Source organism: Halalkaliarchaeum sp. AArc-CO, assembly GCF_024972735.1.
GTDB lineage: Archaea > Halobacteriota > Halobacteria > Halobacteriales > Haloferacaceae > Halalkaliarchaeum.
This window is the reverse complement of record NZ_CP087723.1, coordinates 935,154-949,070: the sequence shown is the minus strand read 5'-3', so window position 1 is coordinate 949,070 and position 13,917 is coordinate 935,154. Positions and strand designations below refer to the sequence as shown.

At 65.7% G+C, this 13,917-nt stretch carries 15 protein-coding genes; 6 read left to right on the top strand and 9 right to left on the bottom strand.

All coding sequences use genetic code 11. The annotated features are described in order from the left end of the window. The first annotated feature begins 18 nt into the window (after window positions 1-18). The 4 genes from AArcCO_RS05365 (at window position 19) to AArcCO_RS05350 (ending at window position 3,540) form a co-directional block, all read left to right on the top strand. Window positions 19-630 carry a DUF655 domain-containing protein gene (locus AArcCO_RS05365; RefSeq protein ID WP_259535409.1) on the top strand — a complete coding sequence of 204 codons (612 nt, stop codon included), beginning with the start codon at window positions 19-21 and terminating at the stop codon, window positions 628-630. Beyond that, window positions 627-1,508, top strand: a complete 882-nt coding sequence (locus AArcCO_RS05360; RefSeq protein WP_259535407.1) for a 16S ribosomal RNA methyltransferase A — start codon at window positions 627-629, stop codon at window positions 1,506-1,508. The genes AArcCO_RS05365 and AArcCO_RS05360 overlap by 4 nt, the downstream gene beginning before the upstream one ends. Window positions 1,509-1,511: 3 nt before the next feature. After that, the gene (locus AArcCO_RS05355; RefSeq protein ID WP_259535405.1) at window positions 1,512-2,114 is read left to right on the top strand and encodes a HemK2/MTQ2 family protein methyltransferase; all 603 of its coding nucleotides are present in this window, start codon (window positions 1,512-1,514) and stop codon (window positions 2,112-2,114) included. 112 nt (window positions 2,115-2,226) lie between these two features. After that, window positions 2,227-3,540: an ABC transporter permease gene (locus AArcCO_RS05350; RefSeq protein WP_259535403.1), complete on the top strand. Its 1,314-nt coding sequence runs from the start codon at window positions 2,227-2,229 to the stop codon at window positions 3,538-3,540. Here the strand turns inward: AArcCO_RS05350 and AArcCO_RS05345 are convergent. Beyond that, complete coding sequence (locus AArcCO_RS05345; RefSeq protein WP_259535401.1) at window positions 3,537-4,544, bottom strand: ABC transporter permease; 1,008 nt, start codon at window positions 4,542-4,544, stop codon at window positions 3,537-3,539. The two genes, AArcCO_RS05350 and AArcCO_RS05345, sit on opposite strands and share 4 nt — an antisense overlap. Before the next feature lie 238 nt (window positions 4,545-4,782). Between AArcCO_RS05345 and AArcCO_RS05340 the strand changes: the two genes are divergently transcribed. Together AArcCO_RS05340 and AArcCO_RS05335 are read left to right on the top strand one after the other, a co-directional pair. Further along, window positions 4,783-5,766, top strand: coding sequence for a ribose 1,5-bisphosphate isomerase (locus AArcCO_RS05340; RefSeq protein ID WP_259535399.1), 984 nt, complete (start codon window positions 4,783-4,785; stop codon window positions 5,764-5,766). A gap of 10 nt (window positions 5,767-5,776) precedes the next feature. Continuing rightward, window positions 5,777-6,745 (top strand): ATP-dependent ribose-1-phosphate kinase, encoded by a 969-nt coding sequence (locus tag AArcCO_RS05335; RefSeq protein WP_259535397.1) that lies wholly within the window; start codon window positions 5,777-5,779, stop codon window positions 6,743-6,745. 2 nt (window positions 6,746-6,747) lie between these two features. Here AArcCO_RS05335 and AArcCO_RS05330 read toward each other — a convergent pair whose 3' ends face one another. From AArcCO_RS05330 to AArcCO_RS05295, 8 genes are all read right to left on the bottom strand, one after another. Continuing rightward, window positions 6,748-7,647: a DMT family transporter gene (locus AArcCO_RS05330; RefSeq protein ID WP_259535395.1), complete on the bottom strand. Its 900-nt coding sequence runs from the start codon at window positions 7,645-7,647 to the stop codon at window positions 6,748-6,750. A gap of 82 nt (window positions 7,648-7,729) precedes the next feature. After that, window positions 7,730-9,526 (bottom strand): oligoendopeptidase F, encoded by a 1,797-nt coding sequence (pepF, locus tag AArcCO_RS05325; protein ID WP_259535393.1) that lies wholly within the window; start codon window positions 9,524-9,526, stop codon window positions 7,730-7,732. Window positions 9,527-9,560: 34 nt separating this feature from the next. Beyond that, entirely contained in the window at window positions 9,561-10,115 is a 555-nt protein-coding gene (locus AArcCO_RS05320) for a GNAT family N-acetyltransferase (protein WP_259536530.1), read from the bottom strand. A gap of 108 nt (window positions 10,116-10,223) precedes the next feature. After that, a complete protein-coding gene (locus AArcCO_RS05315; protein WP_259535392.1) occupies window positions 10,224-10,601 on the bottom strand; it encodes a hypothetical protein in 378 nt (125 codons plus the stop codon). Window positions 10,602-10,691: 90 nt separating this feature from the next. After that, complete coding sequence (locus AArcCO_RS05310; protein WP_259535391.1) at window positions 10,692-12,677, bottom strand: aconitate hydratase; 1,986 nt, start codon at window positions 12,675-12,677, stop codon at window positions 10,692-10,694. Window positions 12,678-12,822: 145 nt separating this feature from the next. Then, the gene (gene ndk, locus AArcCO_RS05305) at window positions 12,823-13,296 is read right to left on the bottom strand and encodes a nucleoside-diphosphate kinase (protein WP_259535390.1); all 474 of its coding nucleotides are present in this window, start codon (window positions 13,294-13,296) and stop codon (window positions 12,823-12,825) included. Beyond that, window positions 13,293-13,691: a 50S ribosomal protein L24e gene (locus tag AArcCO_RS15955; RefSeq protein WP_345780877.1), complete on the bottom strand. Its 399-nt coding sequence runs from the start codon at window positions 13,689-13,691 to the stop codon at window positions 13,293-13,295. The genes ndk and AArcCO_RS15955 overlap by 4 nt, the downstream gene beginning before the upstream one ends. Beyond that, window positions 13,691-13,915 carry a 30S ribosomal protein S28e gene (locus tag AArcCO_RS05295; protein WP_119815905.1) on the bottom strand — a complete coding sequence of 75 codons (225 nt, stop codon included), beginning with the start codon at window positions 13,913-13,915 and terminating at the stop codon, window positions 13,691-13,693. Before AArcCO_RS05295 ends, AArcCO_RS15955 begins: the two co-directional genes overlap by 1 nt. Window positions 13,916-13,917 lie beyond the last annotated feature (2 nt).

The window sequence follows — 13,917 nt, the reverse complement described above, 5'->3', positions numbered from 1 at the left end:
GTTGTCCTATCGGACGGTATGGAAGAGACGGACTCAGACTCTCTCGACTCTTCGCCCGACGAGGCGGAGGAGATCTACGCGGTCGTGCTCGACTACTTCCCGCACGGACATCCGGACGACTCCCGTCCACAGTTCGAGAAGTCGCCGGTGGCCCAGGCGATCGGCGAGGACCGATTCCGGCTGTTCGAGTTTACGCTTACCGAGGATCCGGATCTGAACATCACCGATCGCATCCGGATCGAACCCGAACAGGACGAGCGGATCTCGCGGATCCGAAAGATCGACTACGGCGACCTCTCGAGCAGCGCGACGTCCGAACTCGAGTACGCCGTCGAGGAGATGATCGACCGCGACGAGCGTCGGTTCGTCGATTTCTACAACGACGCCCAGCCGATCACCCTTCGGCTCCACCAGCTGAACCTCCTTCCGGGAGTTGGAAAGAAGATCAGGAACACGATCCTCGACGAGCGAAAACGCGGTCCCTTCGAGAGCTTCGAGGAGATCACAGAGCGGGTCAGCGGGCTCCACAGTCCGAAGGAAGTCGTCGTCGAGCGGATCATCGAGGAGCTGCGCGAGGAGGATCTCAAATACAAGACGTTCGTCCGCCGGGAGGACGGCGGGAGCGAATGACCGGCGGGAGCGGAGCCGGGGGCGGGTCACGGGATCCGGACGCCCTCGTACGACGTGCCGGAGTCAGAGGGAGCCCGGACCGAGACCAGCACTTCCTGGTGGACGACCGCGTGCTCGACAGGATCCCGACGTACCTCCCGGAGTCGGCCGACCGGAGCCACGTCCTCGAGATCGGCGGCGGTGCCGGCGCGTTGACCGACCGTCTGCTCGCGGCCGCACCGCCCGGGGGCCGAGTGACCGTGATCGAACGGGATCCGACGTTCGCCGCGTTTCTCCGGGAGGAGTTCGACGCGGAGATCGCCGACGGAACACTTGCCGTCGTCGAAGCGGACGCCCTGGAGTGTGAGCTCCCGGCGTTTACCGCCTGCGTCTCGAACCTGCCGTACGGCGTCTCGAGCGAACTCGCGTTCCGGCTGCTCCCGGCAAAACGACCGCTGGTATTGACGTTCCAGCGGGAGTTCGCCGAACGGATGGTCGCCGAACCGAACACGAGTGACTACGGGCGGCTCTCGGTGAGCGCACAGCATTACGCCGACGTCGAACTCCTCGAAGTCGTGCCGCCGGAGGCGTTCGACCCACAACCGGCGGTCGAAAGCGCGATCGTCCGCGCGGTTCCTCGCGACCCGTCCTACACCGTCGACGACGAGGCGTTCTTTCTCCGGTTCGTGAAAGCGCTTTTCACCCAGCGTCGGAAAACCGTCCGGAACGCGATCCGCAACACCGCCCACATCTCCGGACTGGACGATCCAGCTGCGGTCGTCAGCGCGGTCGACGAGGCGACCCTCTCGAAGCGGCCGGGAGAGCTGTCCCCGGCGGAGTTCGCGGAGCTGGCCGCGGTCGCCGCCGAACACGGGTTCGAGCCCGATCCCGGGGAGTAACACGTGGCCGGACCCGACGACCTCGCACAGCGCCGCGGGCTCGAAACCGACGTCTACCAGCCGGCGGAGGACTCGGCGCTGCTGGCGTCGGCCACGGTCGAGGCGGTCGAACCCAGTGACACAGTGCTCGAGGTCGGAACCGGCTCCGGCTGGGTCGCAGCCCAGGTCCGCGAGATCCGCGAGGCCCGGGTGATCGCCGCCGACGTCAATCCCCACGCCTGCAGGCAGGCGCACGACCGCGGGCTGGAGGTGGTACGGGCAGATCTCGTCTCCCCGTTCCGGGACGACAGCTTCGACGTAGTCGCGTTCAATCCCCCGTACCTCCCCACCGACCCGGACAACGAGTGGGACGACTGGATGGAGGCCGCACTCTCGGGCGGGGAAACCGGCCGCCGTCTCGTGGAACCGTTCCTCGAACGGGTCGGACGCGTGCTCGCACCCGGTGGGTGTGTGCTCCTGCTCGTGAGCAGCCTCACCGATCGGGAAGCGGTCGAATCGATCGCGGCCGACGCGGGATTCGACGCCGAAGCCGTCCGGGAGGAGTCGTACCCGTTCGAGACGCTGTGGGTGTTGCGGGTAGTTCCAGCCGGGCCGGACCCGTCGTGAACACGAGAGCTGACGGGATCCCAGCGCCGGTCGAACCGTCGAAAGGTTCTTTGTGTGTGGGTGATTGACTCGGAGTAGCACACCGCCCCCGCGCAGTGCCTTCCCACGAGGTATGCCCTCCGACACTGACCCCGGCGACGGGTACGGTCCGTCCTCCGGTTCCGACACCGACGCAGTGCCCGGCTTCGGCGTCCACCACGGGTCCGCCGCGGACAGCTCACCGGCGGTCCCCGACTACAGTGTCAGGCGCACAGGGAAGCGACGTGACACCTTCCGGCTGGTCGGGCTCGTTCTCACCGGGCTGGCCGTCGCCCTCGGCACTGCCTACGACTACGCCGTTCTCGAGGGGAACGAACCGCTGGCGTTCGGCTGGAATCCGACGCCGGTAGACTGGCTGTTTCTCCTGTCGCTTTCGGGGTTCGGCTGGCTCCTCGTGGTTCCGCTGATTCGGGACCGGCAACGCGCCGCCCGCTACGTCCGTCTCCTCCGGGCCGAGCCGCTCAGGCTCGCGGCCGCGCTGTATCTGCTGGCGTTTTTTGTCGCCGGCCTCGTCGGAACCCTGTTGGGGAACACGATCTCTGAAGGGCTCGATCACGGATACCAGCCGCCCGTCTTCTTTTCGGTCCCGGAGCACGTTCCGGTACAGTGTCTCGGCGCCGAGGCGGCCGGGCGGTGCCACGGGAGCGTCCAGTATCCGCTGGGTACCGACGCCCACGGAAACGGGCTGATCGAACTCGTCGTGCTCGGTGCCGGCGTGAGCCTGCGGGTCGCGTTCGTCGTGGGGATGATCGCCGTCCCGCTGGCGCTCGCCGTCGGCGTGATCGCCGGCTACACGGGCGGACGGACCGACGCCGTGTTGATGCGGTACGTCGACGTCCAGGGTACCGTCCCCGCCTTCCTCGTGTACGTCGTGTTGATCTACGTCTACGGTCGGAGCCTGTTCCTGCTCGTTCTCGTGTTCGGCCTGTTGAGCTGGGGCGGCATCGCCCGGATCGTCCGCAGCGAGGTGCTCCAGATTCGAACGGAGGCGTACGTCGCAGCTGCGCTGGGCCAGGGTGCCGGGCGCTTTCGGGTGCTCCGGCGGCACGTGGTTCCGAACGTGTCCGACAGCCTCGCGGTCTCTGCGACGCAGGCGATACCCCGGATCCTGCTGATCGAGGCGGCGATCTCGTTTATGCTTTTAAACGACATCGGCGTCCCGTCGTGGGGCCACACGGCGACGATGGGGCTGCGTCACCAACACCAGTTCGTCCACACGTGGTGGATCTCGACGATCCCGATCGCGTTCCTCGCGGTGACGGTGCTGTCGATCATCGTGCTCGGCGATTTCTTCCGCGACGCGCTCGACCCCACGGCTGGACGTTCTGAACCCGAAAACGATGCGCGTGACGCGAGCGAAGCGGAGACCGACGCCGACCGTCGCTAGCTCCCGTCGAGTTCGATCCGCGGATCGAACACCATGTACGCGACGTCCTGGAGGAAGTTCCCGACGATTCCGACTCCCGCGACGAACAGCGTCATCCCGATGATTACCGGCAGGTTGCGGTTCATGATCGCCTCGTAGCAGAGCGTGCCGAACCCGGGGAGTTCGAAAACGAACTCGATCACGAAGACGTTCACGACGAGTACGCCGAGAAGGTTCGCGAAAAACAGCGAGACGAGCGGGACCAGCGAGATCCGAAGGAGGTGTCGAACCACGTGGAGCGGACCCATCCCCTTTGCTTTAACCTGCGTGACGAACAGCTCCCCTTCCCGCGACAGCACGGCCGAGCGGACGTATCTGGCCTGCTCGGCGATCAATCCCGTGCCGAGCAGGACCGCCGGCAGCACCAGTCGCTTGAGATTGTGCGTCGATAGCACGCGCTGTTCGAGGTCGTAGCCGATCAGGAACAGCCACCCGAACTGGTACATCCCGACCATGATCGCCACGGCGGCGATCCAGAAGTTCGGGACGCCGAACACGGTGTAGGTGAATCCGGTCGCCACCCGCGAGAGAACGGGGTTCGTTCCGATCGCGGAGTAGGTACCGACGGCGACCCCGCCGACGAGCGCGATCGCCATGCCCGGGAGCACGTACCCGAGCGTGATCGTCAACCGTTCGCCGATCAGCGTCGTCACCGGCGTCGGATGGCTGTAGGAGGTTCCAAGATCCAGCCTCGCGACGCTTGCAAGCCAGTTTACGTATCGCTCGTGGGCCGGCTGGTCGAGGTTCCTCGCCTCGCGGTACGCCTGCACTGCCAGGTCGGCCTCCCGTTCGATCTCTTCTGCGCTGGCACCGCTGTCCGCGAGTTCGGCCGCGACGCTGAACTCGACGGACGCCTCGCCGGGATCACCGGTGAACGCAACGAGGGCGAACGTCACCGACACGACGATCCACAGCGCAAACAGCGAGAACGCCAGGCGGCGAGCGAGCCACCACGCGCGGTTCATGGTTGGATCACGGCGAAGCGAAGCGTCGGACGAGCACGCCGACCGAGCAGTTTGCGGGCGGCGGGGAGGGCTGTACGGGCGGCGAGGACCACTGTACGGAGGGACACGACGGTCTGGGTTGTTACCTCATACCGCATAAATGTTTCTCGGACGAAGCCGGAGCTCAGGAAGAACTGTCCGGGCCTCGGCAGCCGACACGGCCGGAACGCCCTTTTGTTCGGGGCACCCACAGGGAGCCATGACCACGCCAACGCTGGGCGAGGCGGTAGAGTCGACCGCCGATGCCATCGCCGCGATGGAGATTCGCGGGGCGGCAACGATCGCTGCGGCGGCGGCAGACGCACTTGCCGCCCAGGCGGAGGCGAGCACCGCGAGCGATCCGGAGGCGTTCAGGCGGGAGCTCCGGGCGGCCGCCCGAAGGCTCCACGAGACGCGTCCGACCGCGGTGTCGTTGCCCAACGCGCTCCGATACGTACTCCGTCGAATGGACGGCGACGGCGTCGACGACGTCGACACGCTGCGGCGGAACGTGGTCGATGCCGCCCGAGAGTTCGGCGACCGACTCGACCGCGCACAGGACAAGCTCGGCGAAGTCGGCGCAAACCGGCTCCGCGACGGCGACGTCGTGATGACCCACTGCCACTCGACTGACGTCCTCTCGTGTGTCGAGGCCGCGGTCGACAAGGGCAAACAGCTCGAGGCGTACGTAAAGGAAACCCGCCCGCGGAATCAGGGCCACATCACCGCCAGTCGGCTCCGCGAACTCGGCGTTCCCGTGACGCTGATCGTCGATTCCGCGGCCCACCGGTATCTCCCGGAGGCCGACCACGTACTGGTGGGAGCCGACTCGATCGCCGCCGACGGCAGCGTGATAAACAAGATCGGCACCTCCGGGCTGGCCGTCAGCGCCCGCGAACTGGGAACGCCGATCGTGGTCGCCGCCCAGACGATCAAGCTCCACCCGGAGACGCTGACGGGACACACCGTCGAGATCGAGACACGAGACGAACAGGAGGTCGTGGACGAGGAAACTCGGGCGGAGATCGGCGACATCGAGGTGGAAAATCCCGCCTTCGACGTCACGCCCCCCCGGTACGTCGACGCTATCGTCACCGAGAGTGGCCAGTTCCCACCCGAGAGCATCGTCACGCTGATGCGGGAGCTGTTCGGGGAGTCGGCGGACGAGCCGTGGACGGAACCCGGCGAGAGCGCTACGCCGTAGCGGGGTAGGAATGAACGAACACGAGCCGAACGTGATCTGTGCGGGCCACATCAACTGGGACGTGACGATGCACGTCGACAGGCTGCCCGAGCCTGACGGCGAGGTGCAGATACGGAAGCTGATCCAGTCGGGCGGAGGGAGCGCCGCAAACGTCGCCGTCGGCCTCTCCGGGCTCGAAGCCGACGCGACGGTCTTCGGCAGCGTGGGCGGCGACGACTCCGGAGCGTTCGCCCTGCGGGAGCTGGACCGTTCGGGAGTCGAGTGCGGTCACGTCCTCGTCGCGAAGAGCGAAACGACCGCGGTGAAGTACCTCGTCGTCGACGACTGCGGCGAGGTGATGGTGTTCGCCAGCGACGGCGCGAACGAGGCGTTTTCAGCCGGCGATCTCCCGCCCCGGGTGGTTGCAACAGCGGATCACCTCCATCTGACGAGCCAGCGACCCGAAACCGCCGTCGAACTCGCGGCACTGGTTCGCGACGTCGGCGGGACTGTCAGTTTCGATCCCGGCCGACGTATCGGACAACGGGCTTTCAAACGGGCATTTCCGTACGTCGACGTGCTGTTTTGCAACCGCCGGGAGGCGGAACGTTCGGCCGACGACTACCGGGAGCACGGTCCCGACGACGGACTGCTCGTGATCAAACGCGGAGGGGACGGCGCGTCGGTCTCGGGACCGGACGGCACCGTCTCCCATTCCGGCTACGAGATCGACGCCGTCGACACCACCGGGGCCGGCGACGCGTTCGCCGCCGGCTTTCTCGCTGCCTGGCTCGGTTCCCGGGCGTTCCGGCGGCGGTTCCGCCGTGACCGCGGCCCCTCCGATTCGGAAGGTTTCCCCGACGATGTCGACGACCCACCTCTCGAGGAGGTGCTCGCGGTCGCGAACGCCTGCGGCGCCTTGACCGCGATGGAGGCGACCGCCCGGACGGAGCTCGCGTGGGACCGGATCGCGTCGCTGGTCGAGAACGCAAATCGGTGACCTCACGCCGCCTGCCGGTCGGAGGCAGTGAGATAGATCCCGGAAAGAACGACGATTCCCGAGGCGACCGTCACGGCGGTCGGAACCTCCGCGAGCAACAAAAGCGCCAGGATCGTGGCGCCGACTGGTTCCCCCAGGAGCGAGACGGAGACGACACTCGACTCGAGGTGCCCCAGCGCCCAGTTTATGACCGTGTGGCCGAACAGCCCCGGCCCGAGCGCCAGCCCCGCAAACAGCACCCACTCGCGGGCAGGGTATCCCGAAACCGGATGGCCACCGACGACGACGAACCCGAAGAGGACGACAGTACAGACGGAGTAGACGACGACGACGTACGGAACCAGCGCCACCCGCTGGCGGAGGTCCCGCCCGGCAAGGACGTAGACGGCCGCCATCACCGCCCCGAGGAGCGCGAGCGCGTTGCCGTAAAGCGGGTTCGGGCCGACGAGAACGCCCCCGAGCAGATCCCCGAGCGACAGTCCGACCATTCCGGCGACCGCAACCAGGATGCCCAGTACCATCCGTCGAGTGACCCGTTCGCGCAACAGGAGCCACGCCCCAAGCGCGACGAACACCGGCTGTGCCTGCACCAGCGTGACGCTGGCCGCCACGCTGGTCCAGTCGAGCGACTCGAACCAGGCGCCGAAGTGGATCGCGAGCGCCGCCCCCGAGACGACCGCGTATCCGAGATCACGACGCGTGATCCGGCGGAAATCGTCGCGATATCGGATCAACGCGACAGGCAAGAGCGGAAGCGTCGTGAACAGCACCCGATAAAAGGCCGCGATCACGCTCGGGGCATTGCTCCAGCGCACGAGGATCGCACCGAAGCTGATCGCGACGATGGCGACGCCCAGGCCCCCGATCGGTGGGACGGCCGGCCGAGTCACGTGATTCGACACGGGAACACGTGGCAGCGGGGATCGCTTACCCGTTTCGAAACCGGTGCTCCCGGCGGCAACTTCTCCTCGGAGCCGACGACAGCTACACCTCGAGCAGTTCCTCGGCCCGGTCGAGATACTCCCGGTAGACACCGATCGCCGACTCGACGGGCGCCGGCGAAGTCATGTCGATGCCGGCGGTCTCGACCACCGAAATCGGATACTCCGAGCCGCCCTTGCGGAGCATCTCCCGGTACGATTCCGCGGCCGGTTCGCCCTCGTTTCGGATCCGTTCGACGGCGGCCGCTGCCGCGGAGATACCGGTCGCATACTGGAACACGTAGAAGTTGTAGTAGAAGTGGGGGATCCGCATCCACTCCCGGCGGATCCACTCGTCGAGCTCGGCGGGGTCGTAGAACTCTGATTTTAGCTTCCCGTACAGCTGGTCGAACGCGTCCGGCGTGAGCGGGTCCCCGTCCTCGACTGCAGCGTGGATCCGCTGTTCGAAGTCCGCGAACATCGTCTGTCTAAACAGCGTCGACCGGAACCGCTCGAGGTACTGATCGAGCACGTGGACCCGGAGTTCGTCGCTCGGTGCGTTCGCAAGCAGATAGTCCGTAAGCAGCGTCTCGTTTACCGTCGAGGCAATCTCCGCGACGAAGATGTCGTAACCGGCGTACTGCCACGGCTGGCTCTCCTTTGCGAGCTCCGAGTGCATCGAGTGGCCCAGTTCGTGTGCGAGCGTGAACATCGAGGGGACGTCGTCCTGGTAGTTCACCAGGATGAACGGCTGAGTGTCGTACGCTCCCGACGAGAACGCCCCCGAGCGCTTCCCGCGGTTCTCGTAGACGTCGACCCACCGGGAGTCGAGCCCCTCGCGGAGTCGGCGTTGATACGGCTCGCCCAGCGGTTCGACCGCTTCGACGATCCAGTCTGCGGCCTGTTCGTACTCGACATCAGGTCCTTCCTCGCCCGTAAGCGACATGTACAGGTCCCAGGAACGGAGTTCCTCGACCTCCAGCGCCCGGCGTTTGAGATTGGAGTGTCGATGGAGGGCGTCAAGGTTCTCCCGGACGGTGTCGACCAGCGCGTCGTACACGTCCGTCGGAACGTTCGACCCGTCGAGGGCGGCCTCGCGGGCGGTGTCGTAGTTTCTGGCGCGGGCGACCTTCACGTCCTTTTTCAGCTGCTTTTCCAGGGCAGTGCCGACCGCGTTCCGGACCGTCTCCCACTCGTCGTAAAACTCCTCGTGGACGGTCCGTCTGAACGGTCGGTGAGGGTTCTTCTGGAGACGGACGAAGTTGGCCTGCGAGATCTCGACCTGCTCGCCGTCCGGATCCTCGACGGTCGGGAACGTCATGTCGGCGTCCGAAAGCATCGAGTAGATCTCCGAGGGCGCCGAGGTGACCTCGCCGAGTTCGGCGAGCAGCTCCTCGATCTCGGGGGATCGGGTGTGCGGTTTCATCCGGAGCACGTCGTCGAAGAAGTGCTCGTACTCGCGGAGTTCGGGTTCCCGCTCCATGAACGCCTCCACGTCTTCTTCCGCAAGCGTCTGCAGTTCCGGCTCCACGTACGAGGTCGCCGCCGCCGCGTCGGACTGCAGCGCCGAGGCCTTCGCCGAGAGCGCCTGGTACTCCTGGTTTCTGGTGTCCTCGCTTTTCCGGAGGTTCGCGTACGTTACAACGGTTGCCACCGTCCGCATCAGTTCCTCGCGGAGTTCGAGAAATTCCAAAAGCGTCCCAGGATCGTCAGTCAGTTCACCCTCGTAGGCGGCGAGCTCGTCGACGCGATCGCTCACCCCCTCGAAGGCGGACTCCCAGGCGTCGTCGTCCTCGTAAATCGACTCGAGAGCCCACTTGTATTCGCGATCGATCTCCTCGCGCTCGGGGAGGGAACTCATACCCGATAAACGATCGGTCGAGTGGTAAGTCTTCTCACTTCAGGTGCCCGACGTCGTCGGTGAATTCGACCCTCGCACCCCAGTTTTCGAGGTCGAGAAGCATGACGAGCGCGTCCTCGCCGTCGGCGTAGTATCGGGGCACCCGACGTGCGGGTTCGAACCCTTCCGACCGATACAGCGACACCGCGGCCTCGTTGCTGGGACGCACTTCGAGCTTGGCCACGGTCGCACCCTGGATCAGCAGCGACACGAGCGCCCGGCCGAGGAGCCTGCGGCCGACTCCAGCGCCCTGTTCGTCGGGCCGCACCGCCAGGTCCTTCACGTGACCGATGTCGCGCCCGAAGTTCGGCGTGACGTCGGCGACGACGTATCCGAGGACTGTCTCGCCGTCGTCGCCGATGCGACGCGGAGATTCCCTGTCGTTTTGTCGCCGCTCGCGGTCGTCCGATTCCGGACGGGCCGCGACCATGAACCCTTTCTCACCGAGAAAGCGCTCGAATACGGAAAACGTCCACGGCTGGGAAAACACCGCCCGTTCGATCCGCGAGACTGAGAGCAGGTCGCTCTGGGTCGCCCGCCGAACGTACATGGAGCCAGTCTCGCGTTCGGGAACCGTGGTCACGCAAAGAGATAACGACCCTCCAGTAAAAAGACGCTCGTTCGTGCTGCCCGACCGGTGCGCGAGTCGACGCGCCGCTCAAAGGAGCCCGAACAGCCGAAGGATGGCGACGGTGACGACCAGGGCGATCCCGACCGCGGTGCCGAGCCACACGCCGACCGAAAGGGGGGACGTTTCCGCGGCCAGTTCGGCGAGTCGGTCGCCGACGCCGTCGGGGCCGCCGCCGTAGTCGAGTACTTCCTCGGCACAGTAGGAACAGAGGACCCGCGTCTCGGCCGGCCGCTCGTGTTGCGTCCGACAGATCGGCAACCCGTCACAGGTGTACGTCTCGCGGCCGACGCCGACGATGACTGCCTCCTCCGGGACGATCTCCGTCCTGCAGTTCGAACACGCGACCACGTCGTACTCGACGGAGCCGTGGGGCGTTTTCGCTTCGACGGTTCGTGCGTCTGTCATGGGATCGAACGGATGTGATCGGTCGAGGCGTCGTGGGCGCGGTCGGTCGTCGCCGCGATCAGTCGTCGCTGCGGTCGGTCGTCGCCGCGATCAGTCGTCGGCCGGCGCGGCGCCGGAGCCGCTTTCGTGGTGCTGTTTTGTCCACGAGAGCTTGCCGCCGGCCGCGAGGATCTCCCGCTCCCGCTCGGAGGCGTCCAGCTGTGCAGTAAACTCCCAGTCGTCGTTGACGCGGACGGTGAACGTCTCCTTCCCGGAGCGGACGCCCTTGCCGACGTCGTCGACGATTTCGAGGTCGTCACCCTGGTCGAGACGCCCGTAGGTTTCAGCGTCGATCGTCAGCGGGACGAGACCGAAGTTGAACAGGTTCGCCTTGTGGATCCGGGCGAAGCTCCGTGCGAACACGCCCTGCACGCCGAGATACATCGGACACAGCGCGGCGTGCTCCCGGGAGGAACCCTGCCCGTAGTTCTCGCCGGCCACCAGGAAGCCGCCGTCGGCCTCGAGCGCCCGATCGGCGAACGTTTCGTCGACCCGCGAGAGCGTAAACTCCGACAGCTTCGGGATGTTCGACCGGTACATCAGGATGTCGGAGGTGGCGGGGATGATGTGGTCGGTCGTGATGTTGTCCCCCATCTTCAACAGCGCCTCGCCGGCGAGTTCCGACTCCAGTTCGTCCCTGAGTGGGACCTCGCCGATGTTGGGCCCCTTGATGAGTTCGTCGTCGATCGCTTCCTCGGGGGCGATGATGTCCGGATCGTCCTGTCCCATCCCCGGGGAGTAGCCGTCCCCGATCTCGAAGCCGGGTGCCTCCAGATCGCCGAGCTCCTCGGCGAGGTCTCGCGGATCGACGATTTCGCCGGTGATCGCCGCCGCAGCCGCCACCTCCGGGGAACACAGGTACACCGCGTCGTCTTCGATCCCCGACCGGCCCTCGAAGTTCCGATTGAACGTCCGCAGCGAGACCGAATCTGAGGCGGGAACGTGGCCGATCCCGATACACGCCCCACAGGTTGCCTCCGAGAAGTTGACGCCGGCGGCCATCAGCTCGGCGGTCCATCCCTCCCGGGAGAGCATCTCCGACGCCTGCTTCGATCCGGGGGCGACGATCATTTCGGTCCCCTTCGAGACCTCCCGCCCCTCGAGCATCTTCGCCGCGGGGAGGACGTCCTCGTAGGCGCCGTTGGTACACGAGCCGACGATCACCTGGTCCACCTCGGTTCCGGCGGCCTCTCGAACCGGAATCACGTTGTCGGGCATGCTCGGGGCGGCGATCAGCGGCTCGAGTTCCGAGAGGTTCACGACGACCTCGTCGTGGTACTCCGCGTCATCGTCGGGAGTGAGTTCGACGTATTCCTCCTCCCGGCCGATCCTCGAGAGCCAGTCTCTTGTCTCCTCGTCAGTGGGGAAGATCGAACTCGTCGCCCCGAGCTCTGTTCCCATGTTGGTGATCGTAGTGCGTTCGGGGACCGTGAGCGATTCGACCCCGGGGCCGGTGTACTCCAGTACCTTGCCGACGCCCCCTTTCACGGAGAGCTCGTCGAGCAGGTGGAGGATCACGTCCTTGGCGGTCGCCCACTCGGGGAGTTCACCCTCGAGACGGATGTTGACGATCTCGGGCATCTCGACGTAGTAGGGGCCCCCGCCCATCGCGACCGAGATGTCGAGCCCGCCGGCACCGATCGCGAACTGACCCAGTCCACCCGGGGTCGGCGTGTGCGAGTCGGAGCCGAGCAGCGTCTTGCCCGGCGCGGCGAAGTTCTCCTTGTGAACCTGGTGACAGATTCCGTTCCCCGGACGGGAGAAGTAGGCGCCGTACTTGCCCGACGCCGATCGGAGGAACCGGTGGTCGTCGGTGTTCTTGAAGTCGAACTGGTAGGTCTGGTGGTCGCAGTACTGCGCTGCAAGCTCCGTCTGGACTTCCTCCAGTTCCAGCGCCTCGAACTGGAGCCACACCATCGTGCCAGTGGTGTCCTGGGTGAGCACCTGATCGATCTCGATCCCGATCTCCTCGCCGGGTTCGAGCTCGCCGTCGACGAGATGATCCGCGAGAATCTGCTCCGTGACTGTCTGTCCCATATCGTCTCATTGTCGGGACGCCTTCGGTATAAATCCCTTGAGTCGATGGATAAACCCCTTGAACAATTAGCCCGGCCACTTATCCATACTACCCGAACTGTCGCTACGAGCTCGGAAAGAGTAGCCGGTGAGACAGCTGCCGAGGTCAGTGGTCCTCGTACAGCCAGGTCTCGTCGATCCGCTCGTAGTCGACGAGCTCCCCTTCGTCGAAGAACAGCGCGATCTCGCGTTCGTTGGCCCCCTCGTCCTCGTGGTCGGAGGCGTGGACGACGTTGCGACCCAGATCGAGGCCGTAATCCCCGCGGATCGTCCCGGGATCGGCTTCCAGCGGGTCCGTCGTGCCGACCATGCTACGGACCTGTCGGGTCGCGTCCGCGCCCTGCAGCACGAACGCGAAGACGGGACCCGACGTGATGAACGAAACCAGATCGTCGTAGAACGGCTTGTCCTCGTGCTCGGCGTAGTGTTCGCTGGCGAGTTCCTCGTCGAGCTGCAGGAACTTGCCGGCGACGACCTTCAGGCCGCGGTCTTCGAAGCGGGAGAGGATCTCCCCGATTAGCCCGCGCTGGACGCCGTCGGGCTTGATCATCACGAACGTGCGCTCGTCGTGGTGGCTCATCCGTCGTCCTCCTCGTCCGAGTCTGCTTCAGCTTCCGCGTCTTCGACCTCTTCGGCTTCTTCGCCTTCCTCGGACTCTTCCGCCTCTTCGGCCCCTTCGACCTCTTCGGCTTCTCCGCCTTCCTCGGACTCTTCAGCCTCTTCGGCTTCCTCAGACTCTTCAGCCTCTTCTGCCTCTTCGACCTCTTCAGCTTCCTCGTGCTCTACGGCCGAGGCGCGTTCGGAGCGTCCCGCCTCGGTCCACTCCAGGTCGCGGGCCTCGCGGCCGAGGAGATAGTTCTTCTCGGCCTTGGAGTCCTTGAAGTGGAGCACGGTTCCGTCCGTCTTGACGAACATCGTGCCCGTACCGGGCTCGATCTCCTCACCGGTGTAATCGCAGGTACGCTTTTCGACCATTACTGTCCTCCGATCGAATCGGCGTCACGCTGGGTCTCCCGAAGCTGGAGGATGTCGCCCTCCCGGACGGGACCCAGGACGTTCCGCGTGATGATTCGTCCCTTGTTCGATCCTTCCTGGATGCGGCACTTGACCTGCATGGCCTCGCCGTGCATCCCGGTCTTGCCGACGACCTCGATGACCTCCGCGGAGGTCGAGTCGCCGGTGCCCTCTTCTGCGCTCATGG

Coding starts and splice junctions, on each gene's coding strand:
- AArcCO_RS05295 (WP_119815905.1), bottom strand. CDS start 13,915: ATGAGCGCAGAAGAGGGCACCGGCGACTCGACCTCCGCGGAGGTCATC.
- AArcCO_RS05365 (WP_259535409.1), top strand. CDS start 19: ATGGAAGAGACGGACTCAGACTCTCTCGACTCTTCGCCCGACGAGGCG.
- AArcCO_RS05310 (WP_259535391.1), bottom strand. CDS start 12,677: ATGGGACAGACAGTCACGGAGCAGATTCTCGCGGATCATCTCGTCGAC.
- pepF (WP_259535393.1), bottom strand. CDS start 9,526: ATGAGTTCCCTCCCCGAGCGCGAGGAGATCGATCGCGAATACAAGTGG.
- AArcCO_RS05320 (WP_259536530.1), bottom strand. CDS start 10,115: ATGTACGTTCGGCGGGCGACCCAGAGCGACCTGCTCTCAGTCTCGCGG.
- ndk (WP_259535390.1), bottom strand. CDS start 13,296: ATGAGCCACCACGACGAGCGCACGTTCGTGATGATCAAGCCCGACGGC.
- AArcCO_RS05315 (WP_259535392.1), bottom strand. CDS start 10,601: ATGACAGACGCACGAACCGTCGAAGCGAAAACGCCCCACGGCTCCGTC.
- AArcCO_RS05335 (WP_259535397.1), top strand. CDS start 5,777: ATGAACGAACACGAGCCGAACGTGATCTGTGCGGGCCACATCAACTGG.
- AArcCO_RS05345 (WP_259535401.1), bottom strand. CDS start 4,544: ATGAACCGCGCGTGGTGGCTCGCTCGCCGCCTGGCGTTCTCGCTGTTT.
- AArcCO_RS05350 (WP_259535403.1), top strand. CDS start 2,227: ATGCCCTCCGACACTGACCCCGGCGACGGGTACGGTCCGTCCTCCGGT.
- AArcCO_RS05340 (WP_259535399.1), top strand. CDS start 4,783: ATGACCACGCCAACGCTGGGCGAGGCGGTAGAGTCGACCGCCGATGCC.
- AArcCO_RS15955 (WP_345780877.1), bottom strand. CDS start 13,691: ATGGTCGAAAAGCGTACCTGCGATTACACCGGTGAGGAGATCGAGCCC.
- AArcCO_RS05360 (WP_259535407.1), top strand. CDS start 627: ATGACCGGCGGGAGCGGAGCCGGGGGCGGGTCACGGGATCCGGACGCC.